This is a genomic window from Arthrobacter sp. 4R501 (assembly GCF_002929755.1).
Lineage (GTDB): Bacteria > Actinomycetota > Actinomycetes > Actinomycetales > Micrococcaceae > Arthrobacter.
The window spans coordinates 24155-36463 of record NZ_PJIW01000018.1 but is presented as its reverse complement, the minus strand read 5'-3'; the positions used below and the strand labels follow the sequence as shown (position 1 = coordinate 36463).

11 protein-coding genes and 2 tRNA genes are annotated in these 12309 nt (G+C 66.1%); 3 read left to right on the top strand and 10 right to left on the bottom strand.

All coding sequences use genetic code 11. The features are described 5' to 3' along the window. Positions 1-27 precede the first annotated feature (27 nt). From CXR02_RS17055 to CXR02_RS17040, 4 genes are all read right to left on the bottom strand, one after another. Entirely contained in the window at positions 28-1224 is a 1197-nt protein-coding gene (locus CXR02_RS17055) for a glycosyltransferase (RefSeq protein WP_104063067.1), read from the bottom strand. Between the two features lie 125 nt (positions 1225-1349). After that, positions 1350-2258, bottom strand: coding sequence for a DMT family transporter (locus CXR02_RS17050; protein WP_104063066.1), 909 nt, complete (start codon positions 2256-2258; stop codon positions 1350-1352). Beyond that, entirely contained in the window at positions 2258-2881 is a 624-nt protein-coding gene (locus CXR02_RS17045) for a CDP-alcohol phosphatidyltransferase family protein (protein ID WP_104063065.1), read from the bottom strand. The genes CXR02_RS17050 and CXR02_RS17045 overlap by 1 nt, the downstream gene beginning before the upstream one ends. 44 nt (positions 2882-2925) lie before the next feature. After that, complete coding sequence (locus tag CXR02_RS17040) at positions 2926-3780, bottom strand: phage holin family protein (protein WP_104063064.1); 855 nt, start codon at positions 3778-3780, stop codon at positions 2926-2928. Between the two features lie 189 nt (positions 3781-3969). On the opposite strand from CXR02_RS17040, the gene CXR02_RS17035 reads away from it, so the two are divergent. The 3 genes from CXR02_RS17035 to CXR02_RS17025 all read left to right on the top strand — a co-directional run bounded on the left by CXR02_RS17035 (position 3970) and on the right by CXR02_RS17025 (position 5893). Beyond that, positions 3970-5193: a multidrug effflux MFS transporter gene (locus CXR02_RS17035; RefSeq protein WP_258061055.1), complete on the top strand. Its 1224-nt coding sequence runs from the start codon at positions 3970-3972 to the stop codon at positions 5191-5193. Between the two features lie 25 nt (positions 5194-5218). Continuing rightward, positions 5219-5398 carry a hypothetical protein gene (locus tag CXR02_RS17030; RefSeq protein WP_104063125.1) on the top strand — a complete coding sequence of 60 codons (180 nt, stop codon included), beginning with the start codon at positions 5219-5221 and terminating at the stop codon, positions 5396-5398. Between the two features lie 87 nt (positions 5399-5485). Continuing rightward, the gene (locus tag CXR02_RS17025; RefSeq protein WP_104063062.1) at positions 5486-5893 is read left to right on the top strand and encodes a hypothetical protein; all 408 of its coding nucleotides are present in this window, start codon (positions 5486-5488) and stop codon (positions 5891-5893) included. A 48-nt stretch (positions 5894-5941) separates the two neighbouring features. Here CXR02_RS17025 and CXR02_RS17020 read toward each other — a convergent pair. From CXR02_RS17020 to CXR02_RS16995, 6 genes are all read right to left on the bottom strand, one after another. Continuing rightward, positions 5942-6014, bottom strand: a tRNA-Asn gene (locus tag CXR02_RS17020). A 125-nt stretch (positions 6015-6139) separates the two neighbouring features. Then, positions 6140-6212: transfer RNA gene (locus tag CXR02_RS17015), tRNA-Asn, on the bottom strand. A 66-nt stretch (positions 6213-6278) separates the two neighbouring features. Further along, a complete protein-coding gene (gene dnaG, locus CXR02_RS17010; RefSeq protein ID WP_104063061.1) occupies positions 6279-8219 on the bottom strand; it encodes a DNA primase in 1941 nt (646 codons plus the stop codon). 52 nt (positions 8220-8271) lie between these two features. Then, positions 8272-9570 (bottom strand): deoxyguanosinetriphosphate triphosphohydrolase, encoded by a 1299-nt coding sequence (locus CXR02_RS17005; RefSeq protein WP_056348248.1) that lies wholly within the window; start codon positions 9568-9570, stop codon positions 8272-8274. Further along, on the bottom strand, positions 9554-10732 hold the full coding sequence (gene dusB, locus CXR02_RS17000) for a tRNA dihydrouridine synthase DusB (protein WP_104063060.1): 1179 nt from the start codon (positions 10730-10732) through the stop codon (positions 9554-9556). Before dusB ends, CXR02_RS17005 begins: the two co-directional genes overlap by 17 nt. 64 nt (positions 10733-10796) lie before the next feature. Further along, positions 10797-12272, bottom strand: coding sequence for a YibE/F family protein (locus CXR02_RS16995; RefSeq protein WP_104063059.1), 1476 nt, complete (start codon positions 12270-12272; stop codon positions 10797-10799). Between the last annotated feature and the right edge of the window lie 37 nt (positions 12273-12309).

Below are 12309 nucleotides of genomic sequence, written 5' to 3'. Positions count from 1 at the left end.
CTGGAGCGGGCCCCTGCGGGACCGCTGTCAGAGGGCTTTGTCGTCGTAGCTTGCACCCCGGTAGAGGTCCTCGAAAGTCTGCAGCGTGCCCTCGATGCTGTGCGGTTCCACCATCCGCCTGCTGGCCTGGCCCATTGCCGCCCGCTCCTCGGCTGGCAGCTGGAGGATCCGCGTGATCTTGGCTGCGAGGTCGTCGCTGTCGTTGGGTGTGAACAGGTAGCCGTTCTCGCCGTCGCGCACCAGGTGCGGCAGGGCCATGGCATTAGCCAACAGGACGGGCGTGGAGGCAGACATCGCCTCAAGGGTCACCAGGGACTGAAGCTCGGCGGTCCCTGGCATGCAGAACAGATCCGCCTTGATGTAGGCCTCCCGGAGGTCCTCATCGCTGGCCAGTCCCAGGAATTTCACCCGCTCCCCCAGTCCGAGCCGTTCCGCCTGCGCTTCAAGAGCGGCGCGAACTTCGCCGCCGCCCACAATTTCCAGGTGGACGTTGAGCTCTGTGGGCGTCTTGGACACGGCATTGATGAGCACGTCCACATGCTTTTCCTCGGCCAGCCGCCCCACAAACACCACTGTTGGGTGGGCGTGCGGTTCGATCACTTCGCCGGGCTGCAGCTCATAGGCTGCGGAGTCAATGCCGTTGGAGAGTGGCAGTACCTTGTGCAGGAAAGCGTGCTGGTGCATGGCCTTGGCGGCCAGGGGTGTGGGCGTGGTGACGACGTCGGCCTGGCCCATGACCTTGCCCATGTCCTTCCAGGAGATCTTGCCGATGATGTTCTTGAACCACTGCGGGAACGGCAGGAACGGGTTCAGGTTCTCGGGCATGAAGTGGTTGGTGGCCACGATCCTGATGCCCCGCTTCGCCGCTTCGTAGAGGACGTGCTCGCCGATCATGTAGTGGCTTTGGATGTGCACCACATCGGGCTTGATCCGATCGAAAAGGAGGCCGATCTCCTTCTTGATTTCCCAGGGGAAGCAGATACGGAAGTACTCGTGGGTGAAGACCCCGTGGGAACGGAGCCGGTGCACGGTGGCCTCGGAGCGGAACTCGGTGAAGCTCGCGCCGTCGTCCGCCCGGCAAGCCAGCACATGCACGTTGTGGCCGCGTCCGCTCATGCCGTTGGCCAGACGGTAGCTGAACTGTGCGGCCCCGTTGATGTGGGGCGGATACGTATCCGCGGCGATCAGGATGGTCAGGGGAGGCTGGTCAGAGGGCGTTGTCACGTGAAGAGCTCCTGAAGGTCACGGCACGGGCAGCTGTCGCTGGCCGCACCGGTTGGCCGCCGGCACGGTAGCGCGGGGCCTCTTGGAATCGGCTGGTCATGAAGGTGCGCGAGTTGGGTAACAAGCTAGTGGGACGCCCTGCCCGCCGCCTTCCGCGCATCTTTCCTGCGCTTGGTGACCTCGGGATGGTGCCTGGAAAGGGCGATCACCCCCACGATAGCAAGCGAAGCAGCCGTAGCCATGGCAATCGCCATCACGGCGTGGACGTCCGGGCGCAACTCGCCCAGGATCACGATGCCGATAGCGATGCCCACGATCGGGTCGATGACCGTCAGCCCGGCGATGACAAGGTCCGGCGGGCCGCCCGAGTAGGCGCTCTGCACAAACCAGGAACCCAGGCCGCCGGCCGCCGCGATGGCCACCACCGAATACCACTGGACATTGAGCAGTGCCAGCCCGTTAGGATCCAGCAGGTGCTTGCCGATGATGCGTGTCAGTACCGCGACAAAGCCGAACAGCACGCCGGCGCCAAGGATGTAGACAAACGCGCTCATCCGGTGCCGGAACATGACCGCCAGGGTACCGAAAACGCCGACCGCCAGTGCCAGCAGCAGCACAATGGTGAGTTCGTCCTCCTGGCTCACATGGTGGTTCTCCTGCGTCACGTTGACGGCGAGCAGGACAAAGAGTGCGGAACCTGTCACGCAGGCCGCGATGGACACCATGGTGGCCCGGTTGATGGTGATGTCCTGGTCGCGGGCGTTCACCACAGTCGTAATGACCAGCGCAATGGCGCCGATCGGCTGCACCACCGTCAGCGGCGCGGAGACCAGGGCCACCGCGTTCATTGCCATCCCGACGCACAGCAGGAGAAGCCCGAGCACCCACCGCGGATTGCGGAGCAGACGGAGGAAGCCGTTTGAACTCAGCGCCAGCCCGCCGGTGTCGGCTTTGACGGCGCTCCCCTGCTTCTGAGCACCCAGGGCAAGGCAGAACGCCCCCAGCACCGCAAGCAGTACCGCCACCCACACCATCAGTTGGTGCCGCCGTCGTGATGTGACTGCTGGCGGCCCTTCCGCAGAATGGCCCAGAAATAGTTGTACGCGGCAATCCAGTGGCCGGCGAGCCCAAGTCCCAGCACGATCCAGGCGGCAATGTACAGCGGCCCGGCAAACGGGGTGTCCAGTCGCGAGAGGACAAGCAGGGGTGTGCCCAGAAGCAGGAGACCGGTGCGGACTTTGCCCACCCGGCTCACCGGCAGGTCCGGATGGCCATGGAAGTAGGAGAGGGTCAGCACCAGGAGCACCGCGTCCGGCACCAGGAGTGCGGCCAGGTACAGCCAATGGACGACGCCGGCAATCACCAGGGTGACAGCCACCGCGATCAGGGCCAGCCGGTCAGCCAGCGGATCCATGACCCGGCCCAGCTTGGACGCCTGGTCGAAGCGGCGGGCCACGTAGCCATCAATCCAGTCGGTTCCCGCCATGACCACCAGAACCACCACGGCGGTCCCATATTCCTTCTGGGCCAGGACCAGCCAGACAAAAAGCGGCACGCCCATAAAGCGCAGCACCGTCAGGGCGTTGGGGATGGTGAAGACGCGGTCGTGGTCAATCTGGGGGCGGCCGGGTCGCGCGCCAGCGCCGATGAACCTCAATCCGTGTCCCCCTTCCTTAGTGCCCTGTGTGGCGTGTTGTGTTGTTAGGGGTTCCGCAGCAGCCTGCGCAGCAGCACCACAAAGATCGTTGCTGAGGCTGCCAGGGCGGCAAGCGGCTTCCAGCGGAGGCTGGCGCCGTCCGTGGAGCCGGAGAAGGAAGCAAACTTTTGGCTGGCCGCGGCCGCGCCGTGTTCAACGGCGGCCTTGCCCTCTCCCAGTTTCTCCTTGGCAGCGCCCAGCAGGAACATTGCCTGCGGTTTGATATCGAGCTCTGTATCGAGTTCGTCGCGGACCTGGGCCAGGTGGCGACGGCGCTGCTCCAGGCGGCGGTGAAGTTCAGGCTCGGACGCCTGCGGGAATTCCTGCTTGTGCGCTGCTTCCTTGGCTTCCTTCTCGGCCTTGGCCTTCGCGGCAGCTTCGTCCTTGGCAGCCTTGGCGGCCTTGGCTTCCGGGCTGGCCGGATCGAGCAGCGCGGCGTTGAAGCTCGAGCCTTCCTTGGCGATGCCGAGATCGTGTTTGATCCCGCGGATGGTTTCGGCCGGGACCAGGGGCATGGCCTGCTTGAATTTGCGGAGGCCGATCAGGGCACCGATGACGGCGATGACCAGGAACAGGGCGCAAACGAGCAGCGCGGCCAGCCACGCGGGCATGATGGTGGCCAGGCCCATAATGCCGGCGACGATCAGGCCAACCACCAGGAATGCGACAAAAATAAGCGCGACAGCGAAGAAAGCTGCGGCGACGCCTACCTGGATGCCCTTGCGCTTGAGCTCGATCTTCGCGAAAGCGATTTCATCGTTGAGTTGGCGAGGGGCCAGGCGAAAGAGTAGCTTCAGCGTCCTGGGCAGCGCGGTGATCCGCAATCCCTGGCTGGTGCGCCCGGTGTGACGTCCGCTCATCGGTTCCCGCCTAACTTGTTGCGTGGTCTGCTGCCTGGTCGGTTCTGCATCCGTGTGCTGTGGGAGCCCGCGGCAGCACGGTCCCGCCCCCAAAACTATCATTCAGGTTCAGGGCAAACTTCCGGGATGGCCGCACGGCGCGCCTGCAACCCCGGAAAGATGGAACTTCCGGGCCTAGGATTGATCTCCGTGACCATTCACTCGAATCCGGGCGATTCGCTGACGCGCCGCCGGAAACTGTTGTACATCCTCCTCCTCGGTGCCCTCACCGCGTTGGGTCCCTTCACGATCGACCTGTACCTGCCTGCGTTCCCGGCACTGGAAGCGAGCCTGGGGGTCACCGAAGCCCAGGTCCAGCTGACCCTGGCCGGCACCACCGTGGGCTTTGCCCTCGGCCAGTTGGTGGTGGGCCCGTTCAGCGACAAGTTCGGCCGGCGGCTCCCGCTGATCCTGGTCACCGCCCTGCACATCGGCTCCTCCGTGGGAGCAGCCCTGTCCACCGACATCTCCACGCTGGGCCTCTTCCGTGTCCTCATGGGCGTGGGGGCTGCGGGCGGCGGTGTGGTGGCCATGGCAATGGTGCGGGACCTGTTCTCCGGCTATGCCATGGTCCGGATGTTCTCGCGCATGGCGTTGGTGAACGGACTGGCGCCGATCCTGGCCCCGGTGATCGGATCGCAGTTGCTCCTGGTGATGCCGTGGCCGGGAATCTTCGTGTTCCTGGCCGGCTACGGCACCCTGGTCATCGTTGCGGCCCTCTTCCTGGTCCGCGAAACATTGCCACCGGAGAGGCGCGGGCTGACCGGCATGACCGCCGGCCAGCGCTACAAGGTGCTTTTTACGGACCGGATCTTCGTGGGTCTGCTGGTGGTGGGCGGCATGAACTTCGCCGGCCTCTTCACCTACCTGTCCGCGTCGCCGTTCCTGTTCCAGGACATTTTCGGGTTCTCGCCGCAGGAATACGGCCTGCTGTTCGGCATCAATTCCCTGGGCATTGTGGCCGGCGTCCAGATCAGCTCCAGGCTCATCCGCACGGTCCCGCCGCAGTGGATCCTTGCCTGTTCCACAGCTTGGATGTTCCTGATGGCCCTGCTGATCGTGGTCTTTGACCAGGCTGGCCTGGGACTGTGGGGTGTGATGGTTCCGCTCTGGTTCTACATCATGGGCGCAGGCTTTACGTTCCCCTGCGTGCAGGTGCTGGCTTTGAGCAGCCACGGCGCACAGGCCGGGACGGCTGCGTCCCTCCTTGGTGCCGCGACCTTCCTGATGGCCGGCCTGGTGTCACCCGTGGTCGGCTGGCTGGGCATCACCAGCTCTACCCCTATGGGCGCCGTGCAGGCCGCGTGCATCCTGGTGGCGATAGCGGGGCTCTGGCTGGTCGTCAGGCCGCGCACCGTGCCCTCGATCCACTGAACGCCGTCGATCAATGGTGAAACGCATGCGACGCAAGCCGCACCGCAACCCCCGGGGACTGTTCCTCGGGGCGGTGCTGGGCGGCGTCGCCGGTTACTTCCTTGGGCGCGTGTTCGGCAGTGGTGCCATCGGCATCATCCTCGGTGCGCTGGCAGGTGCTGCGCTGCTGTACCGGGTCAACCCGGGCCCCTGGAACCGCCCCTAGCCGTTGTGACCTGGCGCCAACTCGCGGGCCACCGAGGAGGGGGCCCACCCCTGCCGCCGGGGAGCTTTCCCACGATAAAATAGATCCGTGCCCAGCTGGCAGTTCTCCTCGCCGCCCCCGGCCACATGGCAACGTTGCGACTCAGGCATTTTGCCCTTGTGGTGGGACCGGCTGTGCGCCCAAACCGGCGAGCAGTCCGCAGCCCTCTACGCCGCCGGACTCTTCACGGACGACCGACGGCGGCCCATCGCGCAGTGGTTCAACGCCGCCTTCAACGCCGCCCTCCTCGTGGCCCCGGAGACGTCGCCTGAATGGCCAGTACAGCGGTTCGGCATTTTCTACGCGCCGCCGGCCTCCGGCTTCGTCCGGGTCCACTCAGCACCCCATGAGTGGCATCCGCGGGAGCCCCGCAAGTTCCCCACCGAGCAAGACGCCTTCCGCGCGGCCATTGACGAGGCTGAGTGCTTCCTGCAGGTGGAAATGGACTTTGTCTGAATGCAAGAGATCCCCGCCCTCACAGAGAGGACGGGGATCTTTTGTTTGCTCCTCCTGCTGGACTTGAACCAGCAACCCTTCGATTAACAGTCGAATGCTCTGCCAATTGAGCTAAGGAGGAATGAAGCAGGTATGACCTTAGCAAAGGTTTCCCGGGAATGGGAAATCGGCGTCGGTGCATCCCGAAATACCCTCCCCGGGTATAAAAAAATCCCCGTTCCGGAAGCCCGGAACGGGGATTGTGCGCTCCTCCTGCTGGACTTGAACCAGCAACCCTTCGATTAACAGTCGAATGCTCTGCCAATTGAGCTAAGGAGGAATGAAGCGGGTACCAGCCTAGCAAACACCCTGCGGGGAAACGAAATCGGAGTGAGCTCGGCGCGGTTCAGGCGTCCGAGCGCAGAGCCCGGCGTTCCATTTCGAGCATCATCAGTTCACGGTTGAGCCGCTGGAACTCCTCTGGATCCGCTGCTGGATCCAGCCGCTGCAACTGGCCCATCTTGTCCGCCTTCACCCGCGTGATCTGAAGCTCGAACAGCCTCGACAGAATGTCCTTGCAGTACTTCTGGACGGCTTCGGCGGTGCTCGCCGGCAGCGGCACCACGGCAAGTTCGGACACCAGCGGTCGCAGGGGTTCCGGGACTTCGTGCATAACCTGCTCCACCCAGCGCAAGGGCTCGCCGATCAGTCCGGGACCCGAGGCGCGCATGGCGTCGTGGACGGCCTGGAACGCCGGGGTGACGAAGCGTGCGGCCGCGAAGCGCTCCCAGATGCCGCCGCCCAGAAGGGCGGACTCCTGCAGCGCCACCTCCAGCGCCTGCCGCTCCATGGAGGCCACGGGATCCCGGGGGTCGGGCCGTTGGTAGGAAGGGACAGCGCCCGACGTCGGCCCGGCAGCCACGCCGGGTCCGCCACCTTGGGCGGACCCCGCCGGAGCGGACGCCATCTGACCCGGGGCACCGGCGGACGTCCCCGGCGCAGCGGGTCCGCCCGTGGCGGCCCGCTTCATGGCGACGCCAACAGCCCGGCTGACGTCTTCAACCGAGATGCCGAGCCAGCCGGCCAGTTCCCGGGCATACTCGGGCCTGATGGCTGCGTCGCGGATCTGGGCTACCACCGGAGCGGATTCCCGCAGCGCGGCCACCCGGCCCTCCACGGTGTCCAGGTTGTGGCGCCTGAGCGTTGCCTTGATGGCAAACTCGAACAACGGCCGGCGGGTGGCGATCAGGTCCCGCACGGCGGCGTCGCCCCTGCTTTGGCGCAGGTCGCAGGGGTCGGCGCCGGTGGGCTCGACGGCAACATAGGTCTGGGCGGTAAAGCGCTGGTCTTCCTCGAAGGCACGCAGTGCCGCCTTCTGCCCGGCGGCGTCACCGTCAAAGGTGAAGATGACCTCTCCCCCGCTGCCGTCGTCGGACAGCAGCCTGCGGGCGATCTTGATGTGCTCCGTGCCGAACGCTGTGCCGCAGGTGGCCACCGCCGTCGGGATTCCCGCCAGGTGGCAGGCCATCACGTCCGTGTATCCCTCCACCACCACGAGCTGCCGGTCTTTGGCGATGCTGCGCTTGGCGAGGTCGATCCCGTAAAGCACCTGGGACTTTTTGTAGAGCGTGGTTTCGGGGGTGTTGAGGTATTTGGGGCCCTGGTCGTCCTCATACAGCTTGCGGGCGCCGAAGCCGATGGTGTCGCCTGCGATGTCGCGGATGGGCCAGATGAGCCTGCCGCGGAACCGGTCGTAGATACCCCGGTTGCCCTCGGAGAACATCCCCGTCAGCTTGAGCTCCTGGTCCGTGAAGCCACGGCCGCGGAGGTGCTTCAGCAGCGCGTCCCAGCCCTGCGGCGCGTAGCCCACGCCGAACTGCTCCGAGGCGGCGCGGTCGAAGCCGCGGCCGAACAGGAAGTTCCGGCCTTCGGCGGCCCCGGGCGTCAGCAGCTGGGCGCGGAAGAACTCATCGGCGATTTTGTGGGCATCCAGGAGGCGCTGGCGCTTGCCCACTTCCTCACGGTTGGGGCCGGTGCCGCCGTCTTCGTAGCGCAGTTCGTACCCGATGCGGGCAGCCAGCTTTTCCACTGCCTCGTGGAATGACGTGTGGTCCTGTTTCTGCACAAAGGCGATGACGTCCCCGTCTTCGCCGCATCCGAAACAGTGGTACCTGCCCACCTGGGGGCGCACGGTGAACGACGGCGACCGTTCGTCGTGGAAGGGGCACAGGCCCTTGTAGGTTCCCAGCCCGGCACCCTTGAGCGTGACGTAGCCGTCAACCACTTCCTTGATGTCCGTGCGCTGGCGTACTTCATCTATGTCTTCACGTTTGATCAGGCCAGCCACAGAGCCATCCTAGTCCCGGGGTCCGACAGCGGACGCGTCGCTATGGCGTCTGTCACCACAGCGAGGGAAGGCTCCCCACGAGCCGTTCGTACATAGCCAGCGCCGAGCCGTCTGTCAGCGACGCCACCTGATCGATGACCACCCTGAGGCGTGCGCCGTCGTCGGGCGCGTCCCGCCAGTCAGCCGCGAACATCGGCTCCAGGTGGCGGTCCCCCGTGGCGTTCAGGGCGGTAACCAGGGCGTGCAGCACCTCGCGCTGGCGCTCGTAGATGGGCTGGCGGTGTTCGGTGGTCATCACAAACGTGGTGGCCAGGCCCTTCATGACCGCGATCTCCATGACCGTCTCGTCCGGGACCATCAGCTCAGCGCTGTACCGCGTGAGGTTTTCCGGGCCGTAGACGGCGCGGGTGGCCTCCAGGGCGCTCTGGCAGAACCGGCCGATCAGCTGGCTGGTCATGTCCTTCAGGGCGGCCATGGACTTGCGGCTGCCGTCGGCCTCGCGGACCCACACGTCGGTGGCTTCCAACCGGGCCAGGGCGGCATCGATCGCCGCGGGGTCGTTGTGCGGGAGGTACCACTGCTTGGCGTAGCCCACCACACGTGCCCGGTGGTCCGGGTTGTCCATCCAGCGCAGCTGGAAGTGCCCCGCCACGATCGCGTCCTCGACGTCGTGCACGGAATAGGAAATGTCGTCGGCGAGGTCCATAACCTGCGCCTCCAGGCAGGAGCGGCGTTCCGGCGCACCCTCCCTGATCCAGTTGAAGATGGGCAGATCGTCCTCGTAGGCGCCGAACTTGCTGGTGCGCTGGCCGTGGATGACCGGCGCGTTCAGCGCGGACCAGGGGTATTTCGCCGCCGCGTCCAGGCTGGCCCTCGTGAGGTTCAGGCCGGCCGGGCGCCCGTCGGTGGCCAGGACCTTGGGCTCCAGCCGGGTGAGGAGCCGGAGGGTCTGGGCGTTGCCTTCGAAACCGCCGATGGCATGGGCCACCTCGTTCAGGGCGGACTCGCCGTTGTGCCCGAAGGGCGGGTGCCCCAGGTCATGGCTCAGGCAGGCGGTGTCCACCACGTCCGGGTCGCAGCCCAGGGCGCGGCCCAGTTCCCGTCCCACCTGGGCAACCTCGAGGCTGTGGGTCAGGCGGGTGCGGACGAAGTCGTCGGTGTCCGGGGCAACTACCTGCGTTTTCGCGCCGAGGCGGCGCAGGGCGGAAGAGTGCAGCACCCGGGCGCGGTCCCGCTCAAAGTCGGAGCGGTAGTTGTTTTTGGGCGGTTCCTCCACCCAGCGGGCGGAATCGTGGGCCTCGTAGCCCGGCAGGGCCTGTGCCGTGGTGCGCGTCTCAGCCACCGGAAACATCCAGTTCCGCGGCGGAGATGTCCTGGGACTGCGCGGCGTTCAGGGCACGGGATTCCAGCCAGTCCTTGGGCAGTGCCGGCTTCTTGGGCGATCCTGCCCTGCCGCGCGGGCCTTCGGCATCCACGCCGGGGTACGGCGAGTCCAGGTCCAGCTGGTCCAGGGTCTCGCGCAGCACCTCCAGGCTGGTCACCATGGCCAGTTTGGTCCGTAGTTCGCTGCCCACCACATAACCCTTGAAGTACCAGGCCATGTGCTTGCGGATCTCCCGCAGGGCCTTGCCCTCATCACCGAAGGTTTCCACCATCAGCTCGGCATGCCGGTAGACGCTCTCGGCCACTTTGTGCAGGTCCGGTTTGTGGCGGACGTCGCTTCCTTCGAAGGCCGCCATGAGGTCACCGAACAGCCACGGGCGTCCCTGGCAGCCGCGGCCCACCACCACGCCGTCGACGCCGGTTTCGCGGACCATCCGGACGGCATCTTCCGCGGACCAGATATCGCCGTTACCCAGGACGGGAATATCCGGCAGCGCCTCGCGCAGGCGGGCGATTGCAGTCCAGTCGGCCTGGCCGGAGTAGAACTGCGCGGCGGTGCGGCCGTGAAGCGCGACGGCGGCGACCCCGGCATCGCGGGCGATCCGGCCGGCGTCGAGGTAGGTCAGGTGGTCATCGTCGATGCCCTTGCGCATCTTGATGGTGAGCGGGACATTGCCCTTAGACGCTTCCTTGACCGCGGTCTGGACAATCGACGTGAAGAGGTCGGTCTTCCAGGGCAGGGCGGACCCGCCGCCGCGCCGGGTCACCTTGGGAACGGGGCAGCCGAAGTTCAGGTCGATGTGGTCAGCGCGGTCCTCTTCGACCAGCATGCGCACTGCCTGGCCCACCGTCACGGGGTCCACGCCGTACAGCTGGACGGAGCGGACTTTTTCGTCGTCGTCGTGCGAGATGATGCGCAGTGATTCGGGTGTGCGTTCAACGAGGGCGCGTGAGGTGACCATCTCCGCCACGTACAGGCCGCCGCCGTATTCACGGCACAAACGACGGAACGCGGAGTTGGTGATGCCCGCCATGGGAGCCAGGATCACGGGGGTGTCCACCGTGATGGGGCCCAGCTTCAGGGGCGGGAGTTCCAGCTTGGGGGCGGGAGGCGTTGCGGTAACAGTCACCTGTCCATTGTCGCAAAGGCGGGCAAATCGGCGCGCCGGGCCCATTTGGGTCCCCTGGCGTCGTTCAGCTGCCCGTCCAGCCGCGGTCTGCCCGGCGTCCCCTCCGGGTGGTGGCGGGATCGTCGGAACCTTCCGTGGACTGCCGTGACCGCCTCTCGAACGCGGCCGCCGCGAGCGCACCGGTATCGTCGACGTCGTCCGCGTTGATGGCGGCGGCGCCCGAGGTGCGGTCGGGGCGGCGGTCTCCGTCCGGGACGCCGATGGCGGACTGTCCGGCCGTCCGGACGCCGGTGGCCTTGACCACCAGCACGGCGATCAGGGTGGTCACGGGAATGGCGAGGACCAGGCCTATGGAGCCGACGAGCGTGCGGATGACTTCTTCGGACAACTCGGCACTGGTCAGGGTGTCCCCCAGCGGCCGGTCGTACAGCATCACAATGATCAGGATGGGCAGGGCCGCGCCGGCGTAGGCGAACGCGATGGTGTAGACCGTGGAGGCGATGTGGTCCCGGCCGATCCGCATGGCGGACGTGAAGAGCTTGCGGGCGCTGGTGCCGGGAGCCAACTCGTAGAGTTCCCAGACGGCGGACGACTGCGTGATGGTGACGTCGTTCAGGACACCAAGGCCGGAGATGATGAGGCCGCACAGGATCACCCCGGAAATGGAGATGTTGGCCGAGGTGTTGATCAGGGTGGTGGCGTCATGGCTGCCCACTCCGGCGAGGTTGGCGGCGTCGGTGGCCCAGGCTGCGAGCAGCGCCGTGATGGCCAGGCCGAACATGGTGCCCAGCAGCGCCGTTGATGTGCGGGCGGAGAATCCGTGGGCAAAATACAGGACCCCGATCATGATCACCGTTGATCCCACCAGGGCCAGCAGCAGCGGAGGTTTGCCCTCCACGAGCCCGGGCAGCATAAAGCCGGCAAGGACGAAATACGCGCCCACCAGCCCCAGCAGCGCCCGGAATCCGCGCCAGCGCGCCACCGCGATGACCACCAGGGCATAGAGGAGCGCCAGGATCACGATGGGAAGGGTCCGGACGAAGTCAACGAAGATGTAGGCCGGGGACCCCTGCGACGCCGCGGCGCCCTGGGCGTTGGAAAGGTTCAGGTACCTGATCTGGTCCCCCGGCTTCACGCCATGGGACTTGGCGACGTCGGGATTGATCACCACTTTGACGGGACTGCCGCCCTGGTCCGGTTCCGTGAAGGCAAACATGCAGTCGGAGCCGGCGGGGGCGGGCTGGCCGCTGGTGTCCGAGGATTGGCCGGGGGCGGTGGAGCCCTGCATGCAGCTTTCTTCCATGACGCTCTGGATCTTGCCCGTATCGAAGGTGACGCCGGGCGCCGCCGAATAGGGGTTGGCGAGGGAGATGCCGTCCTTGGACCCGGACGGCCACAGCATGGCCATGCCCGCCAGGGTCAGAAGCGTCAGCGGCACCAGCACCGCGGCCAGGATGCCGTTTGCCTTCCGGCGGGCAGCAATCGCCTGGGCCGTCGGCTCCGAATGATCTGTTGAAACGTGGGTGTGACCGGAGCCCATCAGCAGTTGAACCTCATACCTTGAACTCTACGTCCGG

Coding starts and splice junctions, on each gene's coding strand:
- CXR02_RS17040 (WP_104063064.1), bottom strand. CDS start 3,780: ATGAGCGGACGTCACACCGGGCGCACCAGCCAGGGATTGCGGATCACC.
- CXR02_RS17030 (WP_104063125.1), top strand. CDS start 5,219: ATGCGACGCAAGCCGCACCGCAACCCCCGGGGACTGTTCCTCGGGGCG.
- CXR02_RS16995 (WP_104063059.1), bottom strand. CDS start 12,272: ATGGGCTCCGGTCACACCCACGTTTCAACAGATCATTCGGAGCCGACG.
- CXR02_RS17005 (WP_056348248.1), bottom strand. CDS start 9,570: ATGTTTCCGGTGGCTGAGACGCGCACCACGGCACAGGCCCTGCCGGGC.
- CXR02_RS17050 (WP_104063066.1), bottom strand. CDS start 2,258: ATGGTGTGGGTGGCGGTACTGCTTGCGGTGCTGGGGGCGTTCTGCCTT.